Source organism: Amphritea atlantica (assembly GCF_018860855.1).
Taxonomy (GTDB): Bacteria; Pseudomonadota; Gammaproteobacteria; order Pseudomonadales; family Balneatricaceae; genus Amphritea; species Amphritea atlantica_A.
In genome coordinates, this window is record NZ_JAHKQE010000022.1 from 189,613 (window position 1) to 215,817 (window position 26,205).

Genomic DNA, 26,205 nt, shown 5'->3' on the forward strand with positions numbered 1-26,205 from the left:
AAGGAATTGTGTAGCGTCACGCTGATGTCGAGACGCTATTTTATTATTGTTCAGTCGTGCGTATTGCAGTGAATATATTTAGCTAATAATCAATGGAGGTTATTTGTAATAATAGTAAAAAAGTGCGTTTGCTAATAATGTTATCGTCGTCTACATAAGATCTATTTAAATATTAAGTTATTAATAAATGGAGTCGTATATGCAATGGCACCAATTAACTGGTTTTTACAATTTAATTAGGCTTGGTAGTTTTACTAAAGCAGCAGAAGCGTGTTATCGGACTCAGTCAGCGGTGACTCAACAACTCCAAGCACTGGAAAGTGAACTTGATTGTAAATTGGCGATAAGGATCGGTCGAGGAAAAATAGTCGCTACGGATGAAGGGCAGGAACTGTTCCAATTTGCTGAGAAAATGTTACGTGAACAAAAATCGGTTGTGGAGCGGATTCATTCTATTCGAGATAAATCAGAGCGAACATTAATAATAGCTGCACCTACCGATACAATGTCAAAAATTTTATCGCCTTATGTGAAAAAGTTTTGGCAAGCAAGGCCTGATGTTAAATTAAAAATGATCGAATGTTCGTTGGACGAGGTCGTCGCTGGTATTCGTACCCAGAAGTTTGATTTAGGATTTGGCTTGTTAGCCCAGGTGCCTACAGACCTGACACAGGTTCGCTGGCTACCGATGCATCATTATATTATTGCTCATAAAGATCATGATATTTGGCGAGCCCCCATTGATTTATTGGCCATATCTAAATGTGACCTGATACTTCCTCCTTGCTCGGAGTTTGCGCAGACTGGATACGTATTATCATCTGCGTTGAGTAAGAAAGGCCTGCCCTGCAATATTGTAATGGAAGCCTCAAGTAACGACCGATGTATTGACTATGCATGTAGCGGTATGGGGGTCTTTTTCGGGCTTTGCAGTGAGGAAATGTTAGAGCACTTGCCCGAAGACGTTTTGGTTAAAGATCTTCAGTCTTTATTTAGGTCGGATAATGTCGGTGTGTTTTATGAGTCTATCCGAAAGTTACGTGTTCATGATAAATATTTCATTGATATTTTAAATATTGAAATATAGTTTGTATCTATGTATTAGAAACGCTAATAAAAAGTTAAAGAATTATTAAATAGACAGTGGGTTTGTTAAAAGTAATTATGGTTTAACAGTATAGTAAATAGACCTTCTGGATTTAATATGAAAAATAAACCTAATATTGTTTTTATTTGTACAGACCAACTTCGTTTTGACCAGTTAGGGTGTACAGGAAATAAAATTGCACGAACACCTAATATTGACCGAATCGCTAAGATGGGGACATCTTTCACTAATCATTTAACACCTTGTCAGATTTGCGCACCTAGTCGTGGGAGCATGTTTACTGGCCTATATCCTCGTCATCATGGAATGACAAGAAATGGTCTCGTTTTAGATCCATCGAAAGAACATTTTACACATGTACTTAAGCGAAATGGTTATAAAACGTATGGGTTGGGAAAGTTCCACTTTGAGCCTACGCATGCGCCTGTTGAATATGGTATGCCTGAATCTAATGCTTTTTGGACGTTACCTCAAAGTGAAGGATGGAATGGACCATTCTACGGTTTTGATAAAGTGGATTTTGTTATTGGTGATTCCTTTACCAGTGCGCGTGGAGGACACTACGCAAAATGGCTTAATACAAATCATCCTGGAGCCGCTGATTTATATCTACCAGAAAACAGTTTAGACGATACACCTGATGATATGGAAGAACTGTGGCGCGCCTCGATACCATCTGAGCTGCATTACAATCATTGGATGGCAGATAATGCAGCAGCGTTTATAAAAGAACAAAAAGAAGATGAGCCGTTCTTTCTATTTATATCAACGCCTGATCCTCACCATCCGTGGGCACCACCTGCACCCTATTGTGATCTCTTCGATCCTGAAGATATGCCGATGCCGAAAGCCGTTGCTGGCGAATTAGAAAAAATGCCAGATTATGTTCGTAAGCAAATTTGGACAGACGGTAATAATGGCGATATCAGTTATAAAGATTTTCTTGATTCAGGTACATTCCCAATTGAACAGGGTAGTTGGCAGAACACAACTGCTTTCAGTGAAAAAAGCTTGAAGAAAATTATTGCTTATAACCATGCCTTAGTGACTTTAATTGATGACTGTGTCGGTAAGGTCCTTAATGCTTTGGATGAGCGAGGTATTATGGATGAGACCGTCATCGTATTTACGTCTGATCATGGTGAGTTCATGGGGGATCATGGTCTTATCCGTAAAGGCCCTATGCCATATCGACAATTGCTACAGATCCCTTTCTTGATGTCGGGGCCGAGCATTCCTCAGGGAATGGAAATTGATGCGTTGACAAGCCATCTAGATATTAAAGATACATTATTAAGCCTCGTTGGAGTTGAAGGGCAACCAACTGATGGACATAGTTTAAAGCCGCTACTTGACGGTACTCAAAATTCCGTTCGTGAGGTTGCTTATGCCGAATATTATACGCGAGCAGTATCCAATCAATATAATAAAACGATTGTTACTAACGATGATAGGTTGACTGTTTATCCGTTCGCCCAAGAAGAAGGTTGGGGGGAGTATTTCGATTATGCACAAGATCCTGGCGAACATAATAACTGTTTTTCTAATAGTTTGAATGATGGCCGTATTGAAGAACTAAAATCTAAAATTGAGGAAGAACTACCGCTCACACCAAAAGCACCAGGTAACATACTTGGGTTTTTTTAATTATTAAGTCGATTGTTTTTTAATAGTTAAAACTTTTATGTAGATATTTACCTTAAAGGATGCGGGTTGTAGCCCGTATCTAATGAAATATTGTCAGTAATCCAGATAAATAAAAATACAGGATGAATCATAATGAAAAACTTTATGAGTATTTCGTTGCTTGCAGCGGCACTAATATCACCTTCACTCGCAACTGCAGAAACGTGCGAGAACGAAACGTGGAATAAAATTATGACGCGTGGAAAGCTGGTCGTCGGGGTCAAGGCTGATTACAAGCCCTGGGGGTATCGTAATTCTGGTGGCGAAATTATTGGCATGGAGCCTGATTTAGCCGCCGATGTTGCTGAGACGATGGGTGTTGAACTTGAGTTGATGCCTGTCGTTGGTTCAAATCGACTGCAATTTCTTGAACAGGGTCAGATCGATATTTTGATCGCCTCGATGACGGACCTACCTGATCGTCGTAAGATTGTGGGTATTCCCAGCCCTAACTATTATTCGTCGGGTACCAATATATTATCACCTAAGAAACTCGGGTTTACCCAGTGGGAAGAATTGAGAGGTAAGCCTGTTTGTGCTGTTCAGGGAGCATATTTTAATAAGCTTGTTGAAAACCGTTATGGCGCCAAGATTTCAGCTTTCCAAGGAACTGCTGAAGCACGACAAGCGCTGCGAGATAAGAAGTGCGTTGCTTTTGTTTTCGACGATAGTGGCATTATGTCTTCGCTAGCATCTGGTCAATGGGATGATTTTGAAATGCCATTACCAACAGAGGATGCTGCGTCATGGGGGTTGGCCGTTCCTAAAGCAGAGGAAAACTGTGTTCTTGGCCGTTTTATGTCGGGCATGCAATTCTATTGGCATCGCGAAGAAACTCTAGTCGAGCTTGAGAAAAAATGGGGTATACAATCAACATCATACCTTGCTGAACAAGCCGATAAATACGCGGATCATCTTTTAGATAAATGATTTAGGGAGCCTTCGTTATGAGTAGTTTTGAAGAGTTCTTTATTCAATTGGCGGTGGACTTTCCCCGATGGAACTTCATTTGGTTATATGATGACTTGCAGGCCGACCGTATTCTTTCCGGGCTGTGGGTGACGGTTAAGCTGAGTCTTGCTTGTGTTTCCTTATCTGTTGTTATCGGTGTAGTTGGAGCGATGCTACAGGGATCAAACAGCTCTAGAGTCCGAGCGTTAGTTCAGGGGTATATTCAGTTTTTCCGAAATACTCCCCCTCTTGTCCAGTTATTGTTTTTCTACTTTGCGTTGGGGCAGTTTACGCCCACGGAGGTAGGTCCCGATGGTTGGACGGAGCAGCCGCTTATCACTAACGTTGGCTGGGCAATTATTGCGTTATCGCTTTTTGCAGGTGCTTTTAATGTAGAGATATTTCGTGCGGGAATTGAAGCCATTCCTTATTCTACTCGGGAAGCGGCAGAGTCTTTAGGGATGAGTCAGCGACAGACGTTTTTTTATGTCACGCTGCCTTTGTCTCTGAGAGTTTCAATCCCTGCATTGAACAACAATCTCGTTAACCTTGTTAAAACAACGACACAAGCTTACGCAATTGCAGTACCGGAATTGCTCTATGAGTCGGTATCGGTTTGGAATGATTATCCCTCCGCTCAGAACCCTACCATGCTGCTGTTGTTTCTTGCCTACCTGACGTTAGTCGGAATCCTTGTTTTTTGCATGAATTCCTGGGAAAAATCAATGAGGATCCCCGGTTATGGCCATTAAATATATACCTGTTACCACACAGTACAAGCAGGATCGTCTTGCTGTATTAAAACCGTTTAGCCCTAAGGGAGCCGCCTATGATGAAATGTATTTTGTTCGTTGGTTAGGTGGTCTTAAGTTAAAGTATGTCGCACTTGCGGCTCTACTATGGCCTGCTATCGCCTTTGCTCAAAGTGGTGGCTATGGAATGGGTGATGCATTCGAGGCACTACTTCGGTGGATTCCATTCTTAACTTTTCAGGGTTTTTTATATAACGTTTTAATCTCTATCTTTGCCATGACCATTGGAACGGTTGCTGGTATGGCATTAGGGTTAGGGCAACTATCCAATATCTCTGCAGTGCGACGGTTTGCATACTTTACAACACAGATATTTCGTAACTCGCCTTGGCTGGTTATTCTGTTTGTAATACTGCTGGCATTCCCGTTCGAGGTAACGGTATTTGATATCACTATTCCAATTCCTGCATGGATGAAGGCTGTCGTGGGACTTTCACTTCCTGTAATGGCTAATATCTCTGAAATTGTCCGTGGAGCAGTAAGGTCTGTACCTAGTACTCAATGGGAAGCTGCTGAGTCACTTTCCTTTAATCGAACACAAACGATGTGGCAGATTATATTACCGCAATGCTTTAAACGAATGATTCCACCTTGGATGAACTGGTACGCCATTTTGACGATGGCTACTCCTTTATGCTCTTTGCTAGGCGTGGGTGAAATCATTACGCATTCTCGTCAAGCTATGGCGGCGGAGAATAACTATCCTGAGTTATTGGTGCCTTTTTATGGCTATGCTCTGGTTGTGTTTTTTGTTTATTGCTACCCAATTGCTCGTTTAACCATTGCGCTTGAAAAGCGTTTTGCTTTCAAATAATAAGAGGACCTACAAAATGATTAATTGGTCACCTGAACAACCTATCGTTTCTATACATAACGTGCATAAAAGCTTCGGCCCTCTTGAGGTTTTAAAAGGCGTCAGTATGGATATCATGAAAGGTGAAGTGATTTGTATAATTGGCCCATCAGGCTCGGGAAAATCTACCTTGATTCGATGTATTAATGCGTTGAATGATATTCAGGGGGGCTCGATTACTCTTGAAGGCCAGGAAGTACATGATGAAAAACTAGATAAGCTTGAATTGCGTAAAAAAGTTGGCATGGTGTTTCAACAATATAATCTTTTCCCACACAAAACAGTGTTGGAAAACGTCATGATGGCTCCTATTAAAGTGTTAAAAGAGTCTAAGGTTGAAGCTCAAAAAAGAGCGTTGGAGCTGATCAAAAAAGTACGATTAGATGGTAAAGAAAACAGTTACCCAGGGGAATTGTCTGGTGGACAGCAGCAACGTGTGGCAATCGCGAGGTCTTTGGCGATGCGTCCAGATGTGATGTTGTTTGACGAAGTGACTGCAGCGCTTGACCCGGAAACAGTGAAAGAGGTTTTGATTACAATTCAGGATCTTGCTGCTGAAGGTATGACCTGTATCCTCGTGACCCATGAGATGGCTTTTGCTCGGGAAGTCGCTGACCACATCTACTTTACCGATAGAGGTGTGATAGTCGAGCACGGTTCCCCGAAGGAATTTTTTGATAATGCCAGTGATCCGCGTACCAAGGAATTTCTATCGCAGGTTTTATAACCCAGAGAATCTGATGAGTAATGATTGTGAAACCGTTTTGCTACTATGCTGAAGGGGGGTTATAGTTATTTTCAACGTTAAATATTCACCCTAATATTATATTTTAGGGTGAATAATATTTCATAGAATTGAGAGGTGATATAGTCATTCGATTGGAGTTAGTAATTTAATTGGTGGTTTTCAGATTGAAACAAAAAAATTTTCTGTTTAATTTTGGTGATATTGAGAGGAGAGTTGTCTTTACATTTATTCTGGATTTTTTGGTGTCTTATTTTCTTGTTGCTTATTAATCATAAGTATTATTAAAAAATAAGGTTTTTATATGATTCATCTTGCCTATACTACGATGAAACTCGAGAGTGGGCTATGTCAGTTTCTTACGAATATTTTAGCGATGATGTTCCCCGTCGAGTAGAAGGCTTTATATTGGATGCTATTGGTTGTGCGGTTATTAGTTTGAATGTTCCTAATGTCCGGTTTTCAAGAGCGGCTGCAAGTAAACAGTATCGAGATGGGGAGTGCCGGTTATCTTTTCGCTCATATCGGGAATTAACCCCCGACGTTATGCACGATACATCTCAGTATGCGAACAAGAAGATCGATCTTCTTCGTCGGGCTATTCGGGTAAGAGAACGTGGTATGTGGCTGTTTAAATCAATAGATCAGGCACAAAGATTTTTAACTGTTCATGCAGTGGTGTATAACCTTTTCAACTTTGGTATGGCTTTAGCCACGAACTATCGAAATTTCAGGGAAGTGCGTTTAACGAATGGAGAGAAACGGTAACGCAAGGCTTGCCGCTTCATTTAGATCTTGGTGACGAAGTTAGTTTGTCTGAACCCTCTAAAATACTTGGTAATTGCGATCGAACTTGATGTCTTCTCTGAGGTAATACGATGCCATATCTTGTCAGAAAACCACGAACCTAATTGACCAAAGCGACTCACTCACCAACCAGAAGTGAACGAGAGCAATGAAGCGCTAAGCTACCTTGTTGCTCTTCAATTTATTGGGTACAAACTGAATTTTGGGTCGTACCACGGCTTCGCAGATCGCCTCGGCATCCCTATACGCATAATTTTCATGGTGCACTCCTTCGGTTCGATTGATGGTTCCCTTACCATGTGGCACAAGATGCCAGGGGTGGAGGAGTCCATCCCATTTCCCTAGCTTCAGATCTTTGAGTGTGTTTACAAAACCCGAAGCGATTCAGTGTTCGCTCGGGCAAGTATTCAAATTCAACCGCCTTTGACTTCTCCGTCTCGGTATTGGCCCCAGGCCTGATGTAACTGCTCCATTGCGGGTTCATCATAATCGCGCGTTGGTAGCGCTTCCTCATCCCAATGGCCAAAACGGTCTTCTCCGCGTACCAGTGTCGCGCGGCGACGGCCAATGGTGGAAGTGACGTGGGTGGGAATGTAGAAGAAGGCAAAGCCGATTCGTCGATCATCGGTGGTATTGCAACGTGAGCTATGTGCGGTCCGTTCGTGGTGAATAGAAAATTCACCAGCCTGCAGTGGCATTTCTAGGCCGAAGTTATCATTCACACCAATCAGCGACTGGCCTTTGGCAAGCATATTGTCCTCGTCGAACGTTTCCTTATGTTTGAAGTCCGGTTCACAATTCGATCCTGGTAGGATGCGCAGGCAACCGTTTTCCGATGTTGCGTCAGTAAGGCCGACCCAGACTGTTACCTCTTCATGTGGTGCCAGGCCGAAATAGGTGGAATCTTGATGCCAGGACACGTAGCGCGGATCGTTTGCATTTTTGGCAAAGACAGATGACCCGAATAACAGAATATCCGGGCCAATAAGGTCTTGCACTGCATCGAGGATGCGTGGGTTTTGTGCCAGTTCAACGAACGCAGGCGATGCGAGGTGAGCCTTGATCTTCAGTGAGCGATTGGCATCTTCACCCACATGTGCTTCATAGGCTTCAATACGTGCTCGGTACTGCGCTGCTTCACTCGTATCGATGGCACGAAATGGGAACGCGTAGCCATGCTGCTTGAAGTGTTCGACTTGAGGGGCCGTCAGATGTTTGGTCATAGAAGTCTCCTATTGAGAGAAGGTAGGGTTAAGCCTGTAGGCGGTATCTATCTGAAGCAAAAGCCGTGCCGTGAAAGTGTATAGAGGTAAATAGCTTAAAAAATAACTTCATTGAAATTCATGGTGGCTTTAAGAAAGGGCTATACCACCCAATATTTCAAGTTTTGACTCGCATAAACGGTCTCTGACTCAGCTATAGCGCAAATTATTACGTATTAAATCGATGAGCTTTCTAGGCTATCGAGAGCTTGTGTCCCTCTTTGGTTGTTCGCTAGCACTGTTTAATATGAGCGTTTTCTTGATGATTTTTGCTCAATTAAGAGGCATAGCACCTATTTTTCGAAGTAATTTGGTGCGAAATATTTTTGGCGCGGCTAATACAGATTTCTAACAGTTGCGCTGCCTGGCGCACAGTTTGGGGTTTTCACGTTTAAAAAAATACATGGCATACCTCTTGCTTTGTTCTAACAAGCGCCAGAAGCGCTGCTAGCCTGGATCATCACAATGGTCCGTTCTCAAAACGAACTCAGTAAGGTATTTTCATGACGACTATATTGCATAAATTTAAGCTTCGAATGCGCATCGGTACTTTGGCGGTTGCGATGACTGCTGCATTGGCAGGCACAGCTGTGAGTCATGCTGCAACCATTGACGAGGTCAAGGATCGTGGTTATCTGCTCGTCGCGACTGAGGATAACTACCGCCCCTTCGAGTTTATGGAAGAAGGCAAGGCCACTGGTTACGACAACGAGTTATTGCTTTTAGTGGAAAAAGTTTCCGGTATTAAGATTCGCCAGCAAGTGCTGCCTTGGGCGGGAATTCTACCAGGCGTGACCACCGGTAAATACGATATGGCATTGTCTGCTGTACTGGTCACAGAGGCTCGCAAGTCAACCTTTGACTTTACATCGCCGACTGCGGAAAGCACTACCTACTTTGCGACTAAAAAAGGTAGCGAAATCCTACAATCCGATGATTTGATCGGCAAGACCGTTGGCGGAGAAACTGGCAGTGCGATGCTAGCCGAGTTAAAGGCGTTCGATGCCAAGCTCAAGGCCAAGGGTAAAGGCCTGAAAAAAATAGTGGAATATCATGGCTACTCTGAGGCTTATCAGGATTTGGCTAATGGCCGTCTAGATGCGGTCGCCAATACCAACCTGTCGCTTAATGCACTGATCAAAGAGCGCGAAGATATGTTCGTTCTAGGACAGCCCATCGGCGAGCCAGGTTATATTTCTTGGGCGGTGGCCAAGGGCAATGCTGGTGTTTTGGAGGTGATTGACGCGGCACTCCTAGAGTTACGCAACAACGGCGAGATGTATCGGTTGCAGAAAAAGTGGCTGGGAGCGAGCCAGGAAAATATGCCTGTCAACGTTAACTGAGTTAGAGCTATGACAGCATACGACTACTGGAGCATCCTCATGGGTGGTCTGTCGACAATTGGGGTTTCGCTGGTCAGTATCATTATTGGCGTTCCCCTCGGCCTTGGCCTAGCGTTAATACGCTGGGGCAAGGTCCCAGTGGCCAGTCAGGTGGTGTTCACCTATGTGAGCATTTTGCGCTCTTGCCCGGCGGTGACCTTGATTCTGTTGATTTTCTTCGCGTTGCCGCAGTTCGGCATTTCCCTGAGCCCTGCAAGTGCGGGCATCCTTGCATTGACGCTGTCCACGGCGGCGTTCAATTGCGAGGTCTGGCGCGGAGGACTGATTGCCTTTCCTCGGCAGGAATATGATGCTGCGCTGGCGTTCGGCATGCCTCGTGGTTTGCGCTTGCGCAATATTGTGCTGCCGCAGGTCTGGCGTTCCTGCCTCCCTGGGTTGGTCAACGAGATGACCATGCTGGTGAAATCCAGTCCTGCGGTGGCAGTCATCGGTATGGTGGATATCACTCGTGCCGCCCAGCGTGTCGGCGCCCGCACCTATGACCCATTGCCTCCATTCATTTTCGCTTTGCTTCTTTACAGCGTGATTGTCTATCTGATGATTCGCCTGCAGCGCCGTCTGGAACAACCTATTTCTAAGCCAGAGGGGGTCTCATGATCAGTGATTTTCTGACAATATGGGGGCAGTTACCAGACATTTGGAACGGTTTTCTCAACACGCTGATACTGGTCATCATTGCGGCAACGATATCGTTGCTGATGGGAATCCTGCTAACTCCGATGTTGATGTCATCGCGGCCTGGTATTGCACGTATCGTCGAACTATTTTGTGACGCCATGCGTTGCGTACCATTTCTGCTATTCGTCTATCTGATCTATTTCGCCCTGCCAACAATGGGGATTCGTTTGTCAAACTGGACCAGCGGTGTACTGGCGTTGGTGTTATATAACTCAGCTTATATGGCGTTGTTGCTGCGCGGTGCTTGGCAGGATCTACCCGCAGACACGATTGAATCTGGTAAGGCGTTCGGTTTTCAAGGTTTTAGCCTAATGCGACGCATCATCATGCCGCCAGTCATCATGCGCGCCATTCCAAGCCTTGGCAATCAACTGATACAGATCGTCAAAGACAGCGCTTTTCTTTCGATCATCGCGGTCACTGAGCTGACTAGTGTCATGAATTCAATTCAGTCTACTTACTTCATCCCTTTCGCGGCTTTTCTCACCGCAGTGCTGCTGTATTGGCTGCTTTGCCTGTGCATTGAGATCATAGCCAGTATTCTTACCCGTTATTCAGAGGAGCGTCGAACTTGAACGCATTGCAGAATTCTCCCAGAGACAGCGCTACGACTGCGCAAACTAAGGTGTTACAACTTCAGGGCATCTCCAAGTGGTTTGGTGATAACACTGTACTTAAGGATGTATCCCTAGATGTCATGAGCGGCGATGTCGTCTGTCTTTTAGGTCCATCCGGTTGCGGTAAGTCTACCTTGTTGCGCTGTATCAACTGGCTAGAGGAGCCTAGCGCCGGCAGTGTCTTTCTCAACGGACAGTGCATGGGGATCCACAAAGGGGGCATGAAGATGAACGATACCAATCTGGCGCTGATGCGTTCGCGAATTGGTATGGTATTTCAGCACTTTGCTTTGTGGCCGCACCTGACTGTCCTGCAAAACATCATGCAAGCACCGTTGTACGTACAAAAGCGTGCTTTTGATCAAGTACACCAAGAAGCTCTGGAATTGCTAGAGCGCGTTGGACTAGCGGCTAAAGCTGATGTCTTTCCGTCGCGCTTGTCTGGAGGCCAGAAACAGCGGGTGGGTATCGCTCGGGCACTGGCGATGAAGCCAGATATCCTGTTGTTCGATGAGCCTACCAGCGCCCTTGACCCGATGTTGGTGGGTGAAGTTCTTGAGGTTATTCGTGATTTGGCCGGCGAAGGAGCGACCATGGTGATCGTTACTCATGAAATGGAATTTGCGCGGCAAGTCGCCAGCCGTGTGGTGTTTATGGATGCTGGCGACATTGTTGAAAGTAGCGCCCCTGAAGCCTTTTTTAGTGCTCCTAAGACCTTGCGCGCGCAACAGTTTCTGTCACGTTTTCACGGTAGTGGTAGCTCAGATCCGAGAGCGGTTGATTAATCGTCGGTGCACTCTAAACTGAAAGGTGCGCAGCCTACGTCATTATTAGCCTCTACCAATCGAATGAGCTGCAGCATGAATAAAGCTCGCTGATCCTGCGGGATTTTATCAATCGTACGGTCATGGGCGCGTTGCACGCGCTCTTCCATCTTCTTGATCAAATACAAACCTTTGCGACTGAGCTTGACCAGCTTCACCCGACGGTCTTCTGTACTCTGTCGCCGCTGTAGCAGGCCGCGCGACTCCAGCCGGGGAATAACTTCCGCAACGCTGGTGCGCTCAAGACCGATTTTCAACGAGACTGACTTCTGGTCCATTTCCCCATGTCTGTTCAATGCAGTCATCAAACTGTACTGCACTGGCGTGATATTGAACTCACGGGTTTCTTCCAGAAATAGCCCGCAGTGAATCTGATGCAATCGACGAATCAAAAAGCCTGGTCGACTTAGTAAAGTGGAACGATCGAAGGCGAGGCTTAACTCGGTCTTTATTTCATCGTCTTGAGTTGTATTCATGGGTAACGAAACCTGTCATTTGTGAGAGACACCAATGGTGAAAAGTCGATTAGATTATCAGTTTATAAAACTTGGATTATAGAAGTAAATAGAGGTGTACCTCTTAATACAATTGAATCCTCCATAACGCAGACAATACTATAACATATGTGGCATACCATGTAATGCACCGGTCTAGTGCGCCTCGGCTTAAAACGGTGCAAAATCGATTCGAAAAGCTACCTTTAATTCAATGCTAAAGAAGGCATACCACTCTTTGTTAATTAGAAATAAATCTATAAAAAACAATAAGATAAATTAGTATAATTGTTTTTAGTATTTTAGTTGGCATGTACATTGCCTAGCATAATATACCTTAGCTACTTCTAGAAGATTTCCATGAAAAAAATTCTTCTCCACAGCGGTCGTGTTATCGATCCTGAAAACTCTATTGATTGCGTTTGCGATGTTATGATCCAAGGAAATCAGATAACGGCCGTTGGCTCTTTGCTTGAATCCCACGCTGGTCCAGAAGTCGAATTGATCAATTGCACCGGTAAGTTGGTATTGCCAGGACTGATCGATACTCACAGCCATATCTATCAATATGTCAGCGGCCGCTTTGGCCTTAGCGCCGATATGTGTGGCGTGTATTCCGGTGTGACTACGCTTGTTGATCAAGGCGGCGCCAGTTGTATTACCTTACCAGGATTTCGTAAATTCATCGCCGAGCCAGCCGAAAGCCGAGTGCTGTCTTTCCTGTCAGCGTATTTGGTCGGCGGGCTAGAAGGGCATTTCTATCCCGAGCTCTATCGTCCAGCGTGTTCAGATGTTGACGCCACGGTAAAATCGGCCTTGGCCAACAGCGATATCGTTAAAGGCATCAAGGCTCATGCTGAACTCGGTGGATTTGCTCGCTGGGGGCTGGACGTGATGGCCAAAGCTGCGCAGATCGGCGAACAGACGTCGTTACCGGTCTACATTCATTTTGGCCAATTATGGCCAATGCCCGACAAGCCCGAATATCAAGTCGATCCTGACAACATTTTTCCGCAAGTGCTAGAGTTGTTGAAACCGGGCGACGTGCTGGCGCACCCTTTCAGTCGTCATCCGGGTGGGTTCGTTGAGCAAAATGGGGAGATGCACCCCTTGGTGGGGGAGGCGATTGAGCGCGGCCTTAAGGTCGATGTGGGTTATGGCTCACACTTCAGCTACAAGATGGCGGCCAAGGTCCTTGCAGCGGGTGTGGTGCCGGACACGCTAGGTTCCGATATGCATGGCTACAACACGAATGTCCCAGCACCTGCTGGCACACCTGACGAGCACCCAGACGAAGAGCATCTGTTCACCGGCACTTCACGCTTCAGCCTAGTCTCAACCATGGTCAGCATGATGGCGTTGGGCTTGAGTCTTGAGCAACTGGTGCCGATGGTCACTAGTAATGCCGCGAAACTGGTAGGGATGAGCGGTGAGATCGGTACACTGGGCGTAGGCCGGGAAGCCGATATCAGCGTTCTCAGCGACGAAGAGGGCGCCTGGCTGCTGCGTGATAATGAAGGCACTGAAGTTATTGCTCATCGAATGCTGCAACCAATCTTTTGCCTACGTGCCGGCAAACGCTTTGATGCTACCTCGCAGATTTTACCCGTCCCCTGCGTTGCTTATCCTGAAGGCTTACCCGCATGAATTTAGAATCGATCTCTATGGATGCTAAGACAAGTTTGCTTGAGGCGCTGGACAGGCTCTATGCCGTTCGCCCAGAGTGGACGTGCGTACGCAGTGCAAGTGATGCAATAAGCCTGGCACCGAAGAGACTACTGCATGCTGGGCCACCCTTCGCTGATCCTCGCTGTCCTAGCCCTCCGGTGTTGTCGTCTGCTGTGTTGTGTTGCCTGTATGAAGGGTGGGCAGACACCGAGGAACAGGCTCTGGCGTTGATTGCCAGTGGTCAGGTACGTCTGCTGCCAGCCCAGGACTACCGAGTGGTACTGCCCCTAGCTGCGTTAGTTTCGCCTTCGACCAGCCTTGTTGAGGTGGCTGATGCTGCGCGGCCGCAAGGGCTCTCCAGCTGGTCTATATTAAGTAGCGGCTTTGGTCCGCAGATCCGTTTCGGTAGCCGGGATCTCGCTATCATTCCGCGTATGGTCTGGCGTGACCAATATTTGGCGCCTTTGCTGCATAACGTGCTGCAAAAGTCTCCTGTTGATCTGTTGACCTTGGCAGTTGCCGGACTGCAAGGCGGGGACGACTTGCACAGCTGCACCACCGTAGCGACAGCAACCCTTGCGCGTGAGTTACACCTGCCAGACGGCGAAGCCAAGATTATGCTCGATACCACGCCGCTGTTTTTCCTTACCTTGTGGATGGCGGCTTGCCATCAGATGCTTGATGCAACGCGCAGCGATGACCCGATGAAGGCCATTCAATTGGTGCTGGCATTGGCTGGCAATGGCATCGATGTTGGCGTGCGACTGGCTGATGAGCCTGAACGCTGGATTACTACAGCAGCACAAGTACCGCAAGGTCCAAAATTGAATGGCATTCACTGCGCAACAAGCCCTATGCTGGGCGACAGCGGGGTAATCGATGCAGCAGGTTTTGGTGCCCAGGCCTGGTCTTGTAGCAGTGAGGCAGCAGCTACTATTCGGGGCTGGATGCCAGCACTTAATAACACGAAACCGCAGTGGCTTGTGGGTCAACACCCTGTATTCAATGGTCTAAACCTCGGTAGCGCTATTGATGCCGCCTGTGTGTCGAATCACCAGCCGACACCGTTGATTGCAATCGCGATGCTAGAGGCTGACGGTCATCACGGACTGTTGGGCCGAGGAGTGTGCCAGACCGACCCGACTTTGTTTGGTGCGGTCGCGTCCTGTGACCCAGTAGTTAACGAGCCCAAGACCTTTGCGAGCCTGAACATGGCTTTCGAACGTTACGAGCAAGCGTTGATCGGTAATGATATTGCGGTCCTAGATGAGCTGTTTTGGGATAGCCCACACACTCTACGTTACGGCTCGGGTGAACACTTATACGGGTATGCAGCGATTCAGGCATTCCGTCGTGAGCGACCAGGGAAGGGGCTAGCTCGCACGATTCTTGAGCGTTCTATCAGCACTTTTGATAGCAAATTCGCGATTACTAACATGGTTTTCACCCGAGACCAGGAGCAGCGCCAGGGCCGCCAAACCCAAAGTTGGGTGCGTATTGATGGGGCTTGGCGGATCGTCGCTGCCCACGTCAGTTGGGCGGATCTATGAGTAGCTTTGTGCAACCAGGACTACACGGCGCATTTATGGCAAGCGGCTATGCCGACCTGCCGTCACCACCGGTGAGGATGAGTTCATCACGTCTGATCGGCATACGCCTAGCTGTCAAAGATGTTTTTGAAATTGCGGGTCTAAACTGCAGTGCTGGTAATCCTCAATGGCTTAAGCAATCGTTGCCAGCCCCGCGTACAGCAACGGCGGTACAGTTTTTGTTGACTCAGGGTTGTCAATGGATCGGCAAAACGGTTACCGACGAGTTGACTTACAGCCTGGCCGGAATTAACGCTCACTTCGGTACACCAGTTAACCCCGCAGCCCCGGAATGTCTCCCTGGCGGGTCCTCGTCCGGCTCTGCAGTGGCCGTGGCAGGGCAGTATGCAGACCTTGCGCTGGGCACAGATTGCGGGGGCTCAATTCGTCTTCCTGCCAGTTATTGCGGAGTCTGGGGTATGCGTCCGAGCCATGGTAGGGTGGCATCAGACGCCTGTTTCACTTTGGCACATAGCTTTGACACTGTGGGATGGTTTGCCCGTGATGGCGAAACTCTGGGCCGCGCACTAGAAAGCCTGCTACATACTCAACTACCTCTTCCTCCTGCAGCGCCCTATCGCTTGTTGGTCAGTGATGACGTCCTGAGCCAGTTGGATATTTCGGTCCGAGTTTCGTTCGAGCAATGGTTGATTAAGCACGAGATTGTGTATGAGCGTTTGTGTATGGGCTCGTTGCCCTTGGATATCTGGGCACAGGCATTCCGTACGCTGCAAGCAGCCGAAATCTGGCAACAACATGGAGAATGGGTAAAAACTACTGCGTGTGGCTTCGGTGCCGATGTGGCACAACGTTTCGCTGTCGCCAGCAAGGTGACGCGGGAGCAAGTGTTCTCTGCCTCGCAAGTACGTTCGCAAGCTCAGTCTGTCCTTACTCAGTTGTTGAGTAATAATAGTATGCTGCTCATGCCACCCGTTCCTGGGGGGGCACCTCGACTGGATGCCTCTGCACAGCAAGTCAATGATATTCGAACCCGTTCGCAAAAACTGTTATGCATGGCAGGGCTGGCTGGCCTGCCACAAGTAGTAATGCCGTGGCAGTGCGTCGATGGTGCGCCTGTGGGCCTATCTCTGATGGGAGCACGCTTCGCAGATGAACATATCGTGCAGGCGGCACATCTGCTGCATTCCACTCATTTTTCTCAACCTTCAGGAAGACTCTAATGCCGCATATTCCCAACCCAGTTCGAGCCACCCGCGCCATGGCCGTCGCTCCGCATGCCTTGGCCGCACAAAGTGCACTGGCGGTCATGCGTGAGGGTGGTAATGCAGTAGAGGCCATGATTGCTGCAGCTGCATCTATCGCCGTGGTTTATCCGCACATGAATAGCCTTGGGGGGGACGGTTTCTGGTTGATCTCTCGTCCTGGCGAAAAGCCGCTGGCTCTGGATGCCTGCGGCCGTGCGGCGGCAGGAGCCAGTTTAGAAAGCTATCGCGAACAAGGTTTGCAGAGTATTCCGTTTCGGGGAGGACTGGCTGCCAATACGGTGGCCGGTACCGTATCTGGCTGGGATGCGGCTTTCGAGTGGCAGCGCGAGGCGTTAAAAGGGCGCTTACCGTTAGGTAGGTTGCTCAACGATGCTATCGACTATGCTAAGGATGGCATTCCTGTGACATCCAGTCAAAATCGCTGCACACTTGCGAAGCAGTCTGAGCTGGCGGCAATCGATGGGTTCAGCCACACCTTTTTACTCAACGGACAGGCGCCTAAGACAGGCCAGCGTTTCAAGCACGCACGCCTAGCCGATACGTTAGAACAGCTGGCCAGTGCTGGATTGAGTGATTTCTACCGAGGCGACTTAGCGCATAATATTGCTGCTGAACTTGAAGCTGCGGGTAGCCCGCTACGGCTAACGGATTTACAAAATCAGCGTGCGGATTGGCGTGAGGCACTGGTTCTGACTCACTCGCGGGGTGATGTGTACAACTTCCCGCCACCAACCCAAGGGTTAGTTTCATTGTTGATACTGGGCCAGCTTGACCGCCTTATTACTCCGGAAATGGATGCCTTGGGTGCGCCATTCGTACATGCATGCGTTGAAGCCACTAAGCGCGCGTTTACCATCCGCGACCAGCATATTACTGATCCAGCCCACATGACCCAACAGGCGCAAGATTTCCTGACACCGGACCGCCTTAATGCTATGGCCGATGCCTTTGATCCTGATTGTGCTGCACCTTGGGGGGCTGGTGTGGGTCCAGCAGATACTGTGTGGATGGGCGTCGTGGACAACGAGGGTGTCGCAGTCAGCTTTATCCAGAGCCTTTACCATGAATTCGGTAGCGGTATCGTGCTGCCAACCTCTGGGCTGAACTGGCAAAATCGAGGCTGCAGTTTTTCGCTTGATCCAAAGTCACGTAATCCGCTGACGCCTGGCCGTAAACCTTTTCACACACTCAACCCCGCCATGGCCAAACTGCACGACGGACGAACGCTGGTATACGGAAATATGGGTGGCGATGGCCAGCCGCAATCCCAAAGCGCAGTTTTCAGTCGCATTGTCCATTTCGACATGAATCCCCAGGCCGCCATTGATGCGCCTCGTTGGTTGCTGGGTCGAACCTGGGGCAATGATAGCGAAAACCTCAAGCTGGAGGCTCGGTTTTCCAATTCCTGTATCGATCAATTGATCGCGAAAGGGCATGAGGTCGAAGTCCTCGACGACTACGACGAAACCATGGGCCACGCCGGCGCTATTATCCGACACGCGGATGGCTTGCTTGAAGGTGGCAGTGATTCACGCAGTGATGGGGCCGTGGCGGGTTGGTAAAGGGGATAACTTAGATGTCAGGCATAAAATTTCAGGCCGCTTGTGTTGATGAATAAAGGTAAAAAGTGGATGGCGAACAAGTTGATCCGCCACACGCTTTCAAATTGTACCTTGGCGATCGTCTGATAGACGCTAGGTTGATGCCGGGGCTGTACCCGAATTATTCGAAAACTAAATTAAGGTAACGTTATGAACAGTAAGAAACATTTGGACCAACTTGATCCACCGCTTGAGCCAGCATTGCTTAACGACTGGCATGTCGTGGGCAGCAGCGAGGAAGTGGTTGCTGGGAACTTGTATCCGGCCACCCTTTTTGGTCGCGACCTAGTGATCTGGCGTGACTCCAAGGGAGAGGCATACGTCTGGGAAGATCTGTGCATCCACCGAGGTGCGCGGCTATCGAAAGGTGTCATCGTCAGCGACAAGGTTGTGTGCCCGTACCATGGATGGAACTACGATGGGACTGCTCAGTGCACGCTAATTCCCGCATCGCCGAATGAAACACCAATGAAAAAAGCGAAGGCAATCGCGCACCACGTTAAGGAAGCTTATGGCTTTTTGTGGGCCTGCATTGGCGAGCCGGAGCATGAGATTCCTAGTTTTCCTGAATGGGATGACGCCAGTTATAAAAAAGTTGTCTGCGGACCGTATACTTTTAAGTCAGGTTATCGCGCTCTCGAGAACTTTATCGACCCGACACACTTTCCTTTCGTGCATGCGGGGGTCAACGGCCTGATGGACAATCCGGATATGATCGGGTCGTACGATGTATGGGAAGAAGACGGCGGTTTGGCGTCCTCCGAGGTAAGGGTAACGCAACCTTATGGTGATCCTCGGGAAGTGCCGGTGATTGCTTATTACGCTTACAAATTGCTACGCCCTGGCGTCGCTTACTTCAAAAAACGACTTGTAATTTCGGATCCCGAGCGAGCTCACGAGGGTGATGAAGCAGACCGTTTCTGCACTTTTTTCACCATGCAGCAGGTCAGTGAAACAGAAAGCATTGTGCGCATTTGCTGTGCCATGAATTTCGACCCGGTACCCAGTGATGCCGATGTTCGCCGACGTCAGGATTTGGTATATGCCCAAGATGCCGCCATTGTCGACACTCAACGTCCTGAGCGAATTCCTACCGATTTACGCGAAGAACTGCACCACAGTACCGATTTGCTGGGCATGAAGTATCGGGCTTGGTTGCGTGGCATGGGTATCAACTATGGAACAGTCTGAATCATCGCTGCAGCGTGTACGATTAGTTAGCATGCGCTATGGTGCGCGAGACATCGTGCTATACGAACTGGAAGCGCTGGATGACACTGAACTGATGAGTGTCGAGCCAGGTGCTCATTTGGATGTTCACTTGCTAAACGGGATGGTACGTCAGTACTCCCTGCTCACTTCGCAGTGTGACGCGCGTCGTTACGTTATTGGGGTCAAGCGTGAAGAGTCCGGTCGTGGCGGCTCGATATGGTTACATGATAACGCTAGGGTCGGACAGGTGTTCGAGGTCAGTGTGCCACGCAACCACTTTGCACTGACCGAGGGGGATGCCCCTGTGCTGTTATTGGCTGGAGGTATTGGCATTACGCCGATTTTTTCTATGTTTCAGGTGTTGTGCGAACAAGGGCGTCGAGTCCATTTGCACTATTGGTGTCGATCTACTGAGCATGCGCTGTTTCGCGAGTTACTAGAAGGGCGCCAGAATGTAACGTTGCATTACTCCAACACGTCGGATACTGGGCGCAGACCACTGCTTGACGTGTTCCAAGGTGTCGACAGCAACACCGAGGTTTACTGTTGCGGGCCGCAACGCATGCTGGCCGAGATTGACATCATCGCCCCCCAATTGGGTTCTCGATTGCATGTAGAGCGTTTTCAAGGCGCCGAGTCAGTGGCAACCGCAGATCAGGCGTTTACGGTAGTGTTGGCTAGATCCGGTTCCGAAATCGGAGTCGGGGTTGGAGAGAGTATTCTTGAGGTACTGCAAGCCGCAGGGGCAGACGTGATGTACTCCTGTGAACAGGGCATTTGCGGCGCGTGTGAGGTCAAGGTCATCGAGGGTGAACCCGTGCATTGCGACAGCGTACGCAGCGCGCAAGAACATCAACGACGTGGCACCATGATGATTTGCTGCTCAAGCAGCGTTTCGAATCGTCTGGTTTTGGATATCTAGGTTCATCAGTGAAATGGAAAAAACGTTGATAAAAAGCAGCAAATTCATTCGAATTTCAAACCAAGAAACGAGAGGTAATGAAAGAAAAAGAGCGTGTTCGGTGAGCAGGCTGCGCGGCGGTATGTTCATACCGATGCGGCTGAACTGCATTAGTGGATTCGGGTATGGGGATATGTCTTGCTGGAGGTGACAACATTAGCTGGAAGACTTCAGCACAGAATATCCTGTCAATAATTGCGCAGTGAGTTTTGCCCTACGCTGATCGTCAGTGTTGTTATCGCACGCTTCAGTATGCGAGCCGATGTCGGCGCAGATCGACTTCGGCTTTGATCTGAATCGATTGAGAGGCGAGTACGCTCAAAGGTGATTCCGATCCTCCTAAAGGTGGCTGTGCCATAAGTTATTAAGGAATTGAACGATGGATTTATTTACGCAGGGTGGCTTCCAAGAGCTTCTTGCTCAGACCGGCCTAATAGATTTTATGTCACAATACAGTCTTTCTTGGTTGCTCTGGTTGGTTGTAGCGCTTTTGGTTACTGGAATTATTGCAGGCCTTTTAGCCGGATTGTTAGGGGTTGGAGGTGGTATAGTCATCGTTCCGGTGCTTTACCACTTATTCACCTTACTGGGTGTCGATCCAGAGGTGCGTATGCATGTCGCTGTAGGTACCTCTTTGGCTACTATTATCCCGACATCAATCATTTCCGCGCGAGCACACTACAAGCGGGGCAGTCTCGACAAACAACTGCTACAACATCTCATTCCATCTGTAATTGCAGGCGTTATTATAGGCGCCGTGGTTAGCCACTGGCTAAGTGGCGATGCTCTCACGACCGTGTTTGCCGTGATTGCCTTTTTGGTTGCAGTAAATATGGGGCTTCGCAAAGAGTCACCTCAATTGAGTAATGGCCTACCTGGAACATTTGGATGCTCGGTGATCGGCGGCAGTATTGGCGGCCTATCTACTCTAATGGGGATTGGCGGTGGAACGCTTAGCGTGCCGATACTAAGCGCCTTTAAAATCCCAATGCATGTAGCCGTTGGCACTGGTGCAGCTCTTGGTGTCGTCATAAGCCTGCCTGGGGCGTTTGGCTTTCTGATCAATGGTCTTGGTGTCGATAATCGGCCGCCATTCACTTTTGGCTACATTAATCTCGCAGGTTTAGCACTTATAGTACCCATGACGATGCTGTGTGTGCCATATGGTGCCAAACTGGCTCACTCTGTTGATGCTCGCCGTTTACGTCAGCTGTTTGCGTTGTTTTTGTTTTTGACGGCATTACGCATGATCTATAGTTTGATGTTCTGAGAGGGTAGCTTCAGGTTTTCTAGCTAAAGAGCCTGCGATTAAGTGCCTAGGTTTTGCTTAATTCGCTGATTTCAGCGGATATGATCAATATGATGCAAAACCGTTCTCTAATCTCACCGTCTGCATAATGGTTTATCTGAATGCAGACGGACTTATACAGTGCTCTCAGCATCTGATCGACTCGTGCGATGTCGGCAAGTGTGAATAACATCGCTAATTTTCGATCGTTTTAATCAAGCCACGATAACGTACTTCTCAAAATAAAATCAAACGGGCATTTAATGATCAAAAATGGATGCTTAACTTTGACGCGCGTATACACTTTAAAATATTCAGTCCGTATTTTCAGCTTATTGATTCTAGAATGTTTCTTTATCTCTCGCAGCTTTATAAGCTGATCTGCGATGTACCCGTCGGCTTTTATGCTTTGAAGGGTAACCCTCCCCCTTTTTTAGAACTTTTTAAAAAAAGAGGGGGCGAAATTCATCAATACTTGGCTATCACTTAACAGCTTTAACTGAACGAAAGGTTAAAATGTTGTGGTCTATTGAGGCATTTCCCAGAGAGGAAATGGGTCTGGGAGCTGTTCCCAGAAATCTCGGCCCGCAAGCAGTTGTTCGTCGGTCAATAAGCAATCATCTAGCGCCTTAATGGTCGTGCCTTGATCAAGGTTTTGTCCGATAAAAACGAGTTCTTGGCGCATATCGCCAAAGGGTTCTTCCCAATCGGAGAGAATGGATTCTTTATCCTCTTCAGGCCATTTGCTTTCGGGAATAGCTTTCCAAAACATGCCCGCAAAACCATAGCGGGCCATACCACCTGCTTGACTCCACTGACCTGCGAACTGTGGTCGACTTGCTAGCCAAAAGTACCCTTTGGAACGAATCAGTTTGCCCTGTAATGTTGGGCTGTGGATAAAGTCATAAAAGCGTTGCGGATGAAAAGGTCTACGTGCGGTATAAGTGAAACTTGCAATACCGTACTCTTCCGTTTCACGAATGTGCTCACCACGCAGCTCTTTCAGCCAGCCGGGGGCTTGTTGAGCATTTTCAAAACTAAACAGGCCTGTATTGAGGATTTTATCAATCGGTACATTGCCAGCTTCAATGGGGATAAGTTCTGCTGTGGTGTTCAATGTTTTTAATATACTCATTAAGCGGCCTAAAGCATCATCGTCGATCAAGTCGCACTTACTGATAAGAATGATATCGGCAAATTCCACTTGTTCTATGAGTAAGTCCGCAACGCTGCGTTCGTCTTCGTCGCCCAATGATTCGCCTACCGACTGGAGTGATTGTGCGGCGTCATAGTCGATAAGAAAGTTGAGCCCATCAACTACAGTCACCATGGTGTCTAAGGTGGCGATATCAGAGAGGCAGATGCCGTCATCATCGGTGAAGGTAAATGTTTCTGCGACGGGTAATGGTTCAGAAATACCGGTGGATTCAATCACCAGATAATCGAAGCGGCCTTCGTTAGCTAGCTTGTTAACTTCTAAAAGTAGATCTTCGCGCAGCGTACAGCAGATACACCCGTTGCTCATTTCAACTAGCTTTTCTTCACTTCGGTTCAGCGATACTTCATTTTTTAAGGTAGCGGCATCGATATTAATTTCGCTCATATCATTAACAATGACGGCGACTTTTCGCCCGTCTCGGTTGTTTAAAATATGGCTTAGTACGGTTGTTTTCCCCGCACCTAGAAAGCCGGATAATACTGTTACGGGAAGTTTTTTCTGCGTATCGGCCATTCGTATTTCCTTTAATATTTACGCTATAGCGGCTTATCGTTGTCTGCTAAGCAGTTTAAATGCCTGTGCCTAGGGCTTTTGCTGTCATTAAAATATGTTATATCATAACATTATTATTATACAAGATGCTTCCTGTCCCTGTGTTCACAACGGCTGGCATTGCGCCTATCACTTATATAACTACCTACCGTATAGCAAATCCGTATTCGGCTGTTTTGCCGCGTGTAGTCGAGTGCCTTCAAACGTATAGAGGTTTAGTAAAAACATGTTGAGATCTGAAAAGTGTTACTCGTTGTATTTGAGTACATGCTTAGCTTTGTTGGCGACTCAGGTTGTTGCAGAGGAGTCTGTTGTATTAGAGGCCATGGTTGTGACGGCTAGTCGTCATGAAACCGCTATACAGGAAGCTTTCGCCAGTATTTCAGTGGTGGATAAAGAGGGTTTATATTTGAGGGATGAGTCAAATATCTTTAGATGGGTTGGGTGAGGTTTTGCCTTGGCAGTTACACAGAATTATTTACAGGATCTTACTCTCAGACGGTCAGTCGTTTTCATTCTCATGCTTTTTTATTGTAATGCCTATTAAGCCTGTCGTGCCTGATAAGGCTCATTCTTACTGAAAAGAGCATACGCTATTCAGAATAGCGTGTTTGCTAATGTAGCGTAACCGTATTAAATAGCTTGCAAGTTTATAGCTTTCTCAGTCAATCATACATCGGCTCTTGATAGCTATTTAATCGTGCTAGAATTGCTCTAGCTCCATACGCCAATAAGCACCTGAGGCGTTTATTACCTCGTTTAGTAAATCAGAAATAGTCATTAGTAACGGGTAACTCCTCTGACCAAGAGGGTACCGTTGCTTTGCCCGTGTCATGAGGAGTTCCAATGAATAATCGACAACCCCAGCAAACTTTGCCATCCATTACGACTCTTGACGATCTGGCGCCGTTGGCAAATTACTCGCTGATGGATCGCCTCAATGCTGATCCGGATGCAACACCGCACGGGGATGACCACCAGCAGCGCCAAGTATTTTCGGGTCACTATGTGCCGGTAAAACCCACGCCGATTGCCGATCCAGAGTACGTCGCTCATAGCTCTGGACTGTTTAACGAACTGGGTTTCGCTGACAGCATGGCTCAGTCTGACGATTTTGTGCGGATGTTCTCGGGTGATATCTCTCAGGTGCCGGAGCCGATGCGAAAAGTTGGATGGGCCTGTGGTTACGCGCTGTCTATCTACGGCACCGAATACGATCAGCAGTGTCCGTTCAAAACCGGAAATGGCTACGGTGACGGCCGTGCAGTCTCCGTGCTTGAGGCGGTTATCAACGGTCAACGCTGGGAGATGCAACTCAAAGGCGGCGGCCGGACACCATACTGCCGCGGCGGTGATGGTCGTGCTGTGCTGCGTTCCAGTGTACGAGAGTTTCTGGCGCAGGAGCATATGCATGCCCTTGGCGTGCCAACCTCACGCTCGCTGAGTCTGTATGTGTCAAAGACTGAGCAGGTTAGACGTCCCTGGTATTCCGAAGGTTCGCATTCGATGGATCCTGACACGATGGTATCTGAGGCTGTTGCTATCTCGACCCGTGTCGCACCATCGTTCCTACGCGTCGGTCAGTTGGAACTCTTTAGTCGCCGAGCCCGCAAGCAGGTGCATCCGCACGCGCTGCAGGAACTGGAGATGATTGTGCGACACCTCATCGAACGTGAGTACGCCGATGTTATTGATAACACTCTGCCCTTTACTGAAAAAGTGGTGTTGCTCGCAGATGCGTTCCGCGACCGTTTGACCTCGTTGGTGGCGAACTGGGTTCGTGTGGGTTTCTGTCAGGGCAATTTCAATAGTGATAACTGCGCGGCTGGTGGCTTTACCCTCGACTACGGTCCCTTTGGGTTCTGTGAACGTTTCGACCCGCAATATCAGCCCTGGACTGGTGGCGGACAGCATTTCTCCTTTCTTAATCAACCGGTAGCCGCAGAACGGAACTTCCATATGTTCTGGACCGCCCTACGACCTCTGCTTGCTGCGGATGAAACGGCCCTGCAGCAGCTCGATGAGATTCGCGGCGGCTTTGAAACCGTGATGCAAACAAAAATGAGAAAGATGTGGGCTGAAAAGTTGGGACTCGACACATTTGATATGCCATTGTTCAGAGAGTTAGCGGCGCTGATGATGGAAACATCGGTGGATTACACCATCCTCTTTCGTGAACTGTCGCATCTGCCTGACGATATTAGTCCACTCCAGAAAAGCTTTTATAAAGGGCCAAGCTATCAGACAGACTCCGCAGCGTTGGATCAGCGCTGGGCTGAGTGGCTGACAGCGTGGAATGCACTGATCGACAGTCAGTCTTTCTCCCGTGATGAGATATCAGTGCAGATGAAGCGCGTTAATCCAAAATACAGCTTGCGTGAGTGGTTAGTGGTGCCCGCTTATCAGCAGGCCGCTGTGGGTAACTATGCGCTGCTAAGAGAACTGCAGGAGGTGATGACTCAGCCTTATGCTGAACAATCGCAAGCGGTGGAAGATAAATACTATAGGCTGAAACCGGCTGAATTTTTTGAACTTGGTGGCATGTCTCATTATAGCTGTTCGTCGTGAGTGCTTGGTAAAGGACGGAAAGCAGGTTGATACGACCATCATTGAAGCGCCGACTTCGAGGAAGAACAAAATAGGAGAGCG

The 26,205-nt window shown here is 48.0% G+C and carries 23 protein-coding genes; 20 read left to right on the forward strand and 3 right to left on the reverse strand.

The features are described 5' to 3' along the window. Positions 1-199 precede the first annotated feature (199 nt). From KO512_RS10055 to KO512_RS10085, 7 genes are all read left to right on the forward strand, one after another. The gene (locus KO512_RS10055) at positions 200-1,087 is read left to right on the forward strand and encodes a LysR family transcriptional regulator (protein WP_215952214.1); all 888 of its coding nucleotides are present in this window, start codon (positions 200-202) and stop codon (positions 1,085-1,087) included. Positions 1,088-1,204: 117 nt separating this feature from the next. Beyond that, positions 1,205-2,755 carry a sulfatase family protein gene (locus tag KO512_RS10060; RefSeq protein ID WP_215952215.1) on the forward strand — a complete coding sequence of 517 codons (1,551 nt, stop codon included), beginning with the start codon at positions 1,205-1,207 and terminating at the stop codon, positions 2,753-2,755. 132 nt (positions 2,756-2,887) lie between these two features. Continuing rightward, positions 2,888-3,724 (forward strand): transporter substrate-binding domain-containing protein, encoded by an 837-nt coding sequence (locus tag KO512_RS10065; RefSeq protein WP_215952216.1) that lies wholly within the window; start codon positions 2,888-2,890, stop codon positions 3,722-3,724. A 17-nt stretch (positions 3,725-3,741) separates the two neighbouring features. Beyond that, complete coding sequence (locus KO512_RS10070; RefSeq protein WP_215952217.1) at positions 3,742-4,497, forward strand: amino acid ABC transporter permease; 756 nt, start codon at positions 3,742-3,744, stop codon at positions 4,495-4,497. Next, on the forward strand, positions 4,487-5,371 hold the full coding sequence (locus KO512_RS10075) for an amino acid ABC transporter permease (protein ID WP_215952218.1): 885 nt from the start codon (positions 4,487-4,489) through the stop codon (positions 5,369-5,371). The genes KO512_RS10070 and KO512_RS10075 overlap by 11 nt, the downstream gene beginning before the upstream one ends. A 16-nt stretch (positions 5,372-5,387) precedes the next feature. Further along, entirely contained in the window at positions 5,388-6,137 is a 750-nt protein-coding gene (locus KO512_RS10080) for an amino acid ABC transporter ATP-binding protein (RefSeq protein WP_252734951.1), read from the forward strand. Positions 6,138-6,503: 366 nt separating this feature from the next. Next, positions 6,504-6,923 (forward strand): hypothetical protein, encoded by a 420-nt coding sequence (locus KO512_RS10085; RefSeq protein ID WP_215952219.1) that lies wholly within the window; start codon positions 6,504-6,506, stop codon positions 6,921-6,923. Between the two features lie 452 nt (positions 6,924-7,375). Here KO512_RS10085 and KO512_RS10090 read toward each other — a convergent pair whose 3' ends face one another. Then, positions 7,376-8,185, reverse strand: a complete 810-nt coding sequence (locus tag KO512_RS10090; protein WP_215952220.1) for a phytanoyl-CoA dioxygenase family protein — start codon at positions 8,183-8,185, stop codon at positions 7,376-7,378. Between the two features lie 542 nt (positions 8,186-8,727). Between KO512_RS10090 and KO512_RS10095 the strand changes: the two genes are divergently transcribed. The 4 genes from KO512_RS10095 to KO512_RS10110 are packed head-to-tail and all read left to right on the forward strand — an operon-like array spanning position 8,728 to position 11,707. Then, entirely contained in the window at positions 8,728-9,567 is an 840-nt protein-coding gene (locus KO512_RS10095) for a transporter substrate-binding domain-containing protein (protein WP_215952221.1), read from the forward strand. A gap of 9 nt (positions 9,568-9,576) precedes the next feature. Next, entirely contained in the window at positions 9,577-10,224 is a 648-nt protein-coding gene (locus tag KO512_RS10100) for an amino acid ABC transporter permease (protein WP_215952222.1), read from the forward strand. Further along, the gene (locus KO512_RS10105; protein WP_215952223.1) at positions 10,221-10,880 is read left to right on the forward strand and encodes an amino acid ABC transporter permease; all 660 of its coding nucleotides are present in this window, start codon (positions 10,221-10,223) and stop codon (positions 10,878-10,880) included. Before KO512_RS10100 ends, KO512_RS10105 begins: the two co-directional genes overlap by 4 nt. Further along, positions 10,877-11,707: an amino acid ABC transporter ATP-binding protein gene (locus KO512_RS10110; RefSeq protein WP_289847228.1), complete on the forward strand. Its 831-nt coding sequence runs from the start codon at positions 10,877-10,879 to the stop codon at positions 11,705-11,707. Before KO512_RS10105 ends, KO512_RS10110 begins: the two co-directional genes overlap by 4 nt. Here KO512_RS10110 and KO512_RS10115 read toward each other — a convergent pair. Then, the gene (locus tag KO512_RS10115) at positions 11,704-12,222 is read right to left on the reverse strand and encodes a MarR family winged helix-turn-helix transcriptional regulator (RefSeq protein WP_215952224.1); all 519 of its coding nucleotides are present in this window, start codon (positions 12,220-12,222) and stop codon (positions 11,704-11,706) included. The two genes, KO512_RS10110 and KO512_RS10115, sit on opposite strands and share 4 nt — an antisense overlap. 378 nt (positions 12,223-12,600) lie before the next feature. Between KO512_RS10115 and KO512_RS10120 the strand changes: the two genes are divergently transcribed. From KO512_RS10120 to KO512_RS10150, 7 genes are all read left to right on the forward strand, one after another. Beyond that, on the forward strand, positions 12,601-13,887 hold the full coding sequence (locus KO512_RS10120) for an amidohydrolase/deacetylase family metallohydrolase (RefSeq protein ID WP_215952225.1): 1,287 nt from the start codon (positions 12,601-12,603) through the stop codon (positions 13,885-13,887). Further along, positions 13,884-15,458: an oxalurate catabolism protein HpxZ gene (hpxZ, locus tag KO512_RS10125; protein ID WP_215952226.1), complete on the forward strand. Its 1,575-nt coding sequence runs from the start codon at positions 13,884-13,886 to the stop codon at positions 15,456-15,458. The genes KO512_RS10120 and hpxZ overlap by 4 nt, the downstream gene beginning before the upstream one ends. Then, a complete protein-coding gene (locus tag KO512_RS10130) occupies positions 15,455-16,678 on the forward strand; it encodes an amidase (protein WP_215952227.1) in 1,224 nt (407 codons plus the stop codon). Before hpxZ ends, KO512_RS10130 begins: the two co-directional genes overlap by 4 nt. Further along, positions 16,678-18,285: a gamma-glutamyltransferase family protein gene (locus KO512_RS10135; protein ID WP_252734952.1), complete on the forward strand. Its 1,608-nt coding sequence runs from the start codon at positions 16,678-16,680 to the stop codon at positions 18,283-18,285. Before KO512_RS10130 ends, KO512_RS10135 begins: the two co-directional genes overlap by 1 nt. A gap of 189 nt (positions 18,286-18,474) precedes the next feature. Next, positions 18,475-19,515, forward strand: a complete 1,041-nt coding sequence (locus KO512_RS10140) for an aromatic ring-hydroxylating oxygenase subunit alpha (RefSeq protein ID WP_215952228.1) — start codon at positions 18,475-18,477, stop codon at positions 19,513-19,515. Further along, positions 19,502-20,458, forward strand: a complete 957-nt coding sequence (locus KO512_RS10145) for a PDR/VanB family oxidoreductase (RefSeq protein WP_215952229.1) — start codon at positions 19,502-19,504, stop codon at positions 20,456-20,458. Before KO512_RS10140 ends, KO512_RS10145 begins: the two co-directional genes overlap by 14 nt. Positions 20,459-20,876: 418 nt before the next feature. After that, positions 20,877-21,767 (forward strand): sulfite exporter TauE/SafE family protein, encoded by an 891-nt coding sequence (locus KO512_RS10150; protein ID WP_252734953.1) that lies wholly within the window; start codon positions 20,877-20,879, stop codon positions 21,765-21,767. A 544-nt stretch (positions 21,768-22,311) separates the two neighbouring features. Here the strand turns inward: KO512_RS10150 and zigA are convergent. Further along, a complete protein-coding gene (gene zigA / locus KO512_RS10155; protein WP_215952230.1) occupies positions 22,312-23,517 on the reverse strand; it encodes a zinc metallochaperone GTPase ZigA in 1,206 nt (401 codons plus the stop codon). Positions 23,518-23,782: 265 nt separating this feature from the next. On the opposite strand from zigA, the gene KO512_RS10160 reads away from it, so the two are divergent. Then, positions 23,783-24,004, forward strand: a complete 222-nt coding sequence (locus KO512_RS10160) for a hypothetical protein (protein ID WP_215952231.1) — start codon at positions 23,783-23,785, stop codon at positions 24,002-24,004. Positions 24,005-24,402: 398 nt separating this feature from the next. Beyond that, a complete protein-coding gene (locus tag KO512_RS10165) occupies positions 24,403-26,124 on the forward strand; it encodes a protein adenylyltransferase SelO (RefSeq protein WP_215952232.1) in 1,722 nt (573 codons plus the stop codon). The last annotated feature ends 81 nt before the right edge of the window (positions 26,125-26,205 follow it).

Coding starts and splice junctions, on each gene's coding strand:
- KO512_RS10150 (WP_252734953.1), top strand. CDS start 20,877: ATGGATTTATTTACGCAGGGTGGCTTCCAAGAGCTTCTTGCTCAGACC.
- KO512_RS10145 (WP_215952229.1), top strand. CDS start 19,502: ATGGAACAGTCTGAATCATCGCTGCAGCGTGTACGATTAGTTAGCATG.
- KO512_RS10070 (WP_215952217.1), top strand. CDS start 3,742: ATGAGTAGTTTTGAAGAGTTCTTTATTCAATTGGCGGTGGACTTTCCC.
- KO512_RS10120 (WP_215952225.1), top strand. CDS start 12,601: ATGAAAAAAATTCTTCTCCACAGCGGTCGTGTTATCGATCCTGAAAAC.
- KO512_RS10065 (WP_215952216.1), top strand. CDS start 2,888: ATGAAAAACTTTATGAGTATTTCGTTGCTTGCAGCGGCACTAATATCA.
- KO512_RS10085 (WP_215952219.1), top strand. CDS start 6,504: ATGTCAGTTTCTTACGAATATTTTAGCGATGATGTTCCCCGTCGAGTA.
- KO512_RS10090 (WP_215952220.1), bottom strand. CDS start 8,185: ATGACCAAACATCTGACGGCCCCTCAAGTCGAACACTTCAAGCAGCAT.
- zigA (WP_215952230.1), bottom strand. CDS start 23,517: ATGGCCGATACGCAGAAAAAACTTCCCGTAACAGTATTATCCGGCTTT.
- KO512_RS10055 (WP_215952214.1), top strand. CDS start 200: ATGCAATGGCACCAATTAACTGGTTTTTACAATTTAATTAGGCTTGGT.
- KO512_RS10160 (WP_215952231.1), top strand. CDS start 23,783: ATGTTGAGATCTGAAAAGTGTTACTCGTTGTATTTGAGTACATGCTTA.
- KO512_RS10095 (WP_215952221.1), top strand. CDS start 8,728: ATGACGACTATATTGCATAAATTTAAGCTTCGAATGCGCATCGGTACT.
- KO512_RS10135 (WP_252734952.1), top strand. CDS start 16,678: ATGCCGCATATTCCCAACCCAGTTCGAGCCACCCGCGCCATGGCCGTC.
- KO512_RS10075 (WP_215952218.1), top strand. CDS start 4,487: ATGGCCATTAAATATATACCTGTTACCACACAGTACAAGCAGGATCGT.
- KO512_RS10080 (WP_252734951.1), top strand. CDS start 5,388: ATGATTAATTGGTCACCTGAACAACCTATCGTTTCTATACATAACGTG.
- KO512_RS10165 (WP_215952232.1), top strand. CDS start 24,403: ATGAATAATCGACAACCCCAGCAAACTTTGCCATCCATTACGACTCTT.
- KO512_RS10130 (WP_215952227.1), top strand. CDS start 15,455: ATGAGTAGCTTTGTGCAACCAGGACTACACGGCGCATTTATGGCAAGC.
- KO512_RS10100 (WP_215952222.1), top strand. CDS start 9,577: ATGACAGCATACGACTACTGGAGCATCCTCATGGGTGGTCTGTCGACA.
- KO512_RS10115 (WP_215952224.1), bottom strand. CDS start 12,222: ATGAATACAACTCAAGACGATGAAATAAAGACCGAGTTAAGCCTCGCC.
- KO512_RS10060 (WP_215952215.1), top strand. CDS start 1,205: ATGAAAAATAAACCTAATATTGTTTTTATTTGTACAGACCAACTTCGT.
- hpxZ (WP_215952226.1), top strand. CDS start 13,884: ATGAATTTAGAATCGATCTCTATGGATGCTAAGACAAGTTTGCTTGAG.
- KO512_RS10105 (WP_215952223.1), top strand. CDS start 10,221: ATGATCAGTGATTTTCTGACAATATGGGGGCAGTTACCAGACATTTGG.
- KO512_RS10140 (WP_215952228.1), top strand. CDS start 18,475: ATGAACAGTAAGAAACATTTGGACCAACTTGATCCACCGCTTGAGCCA.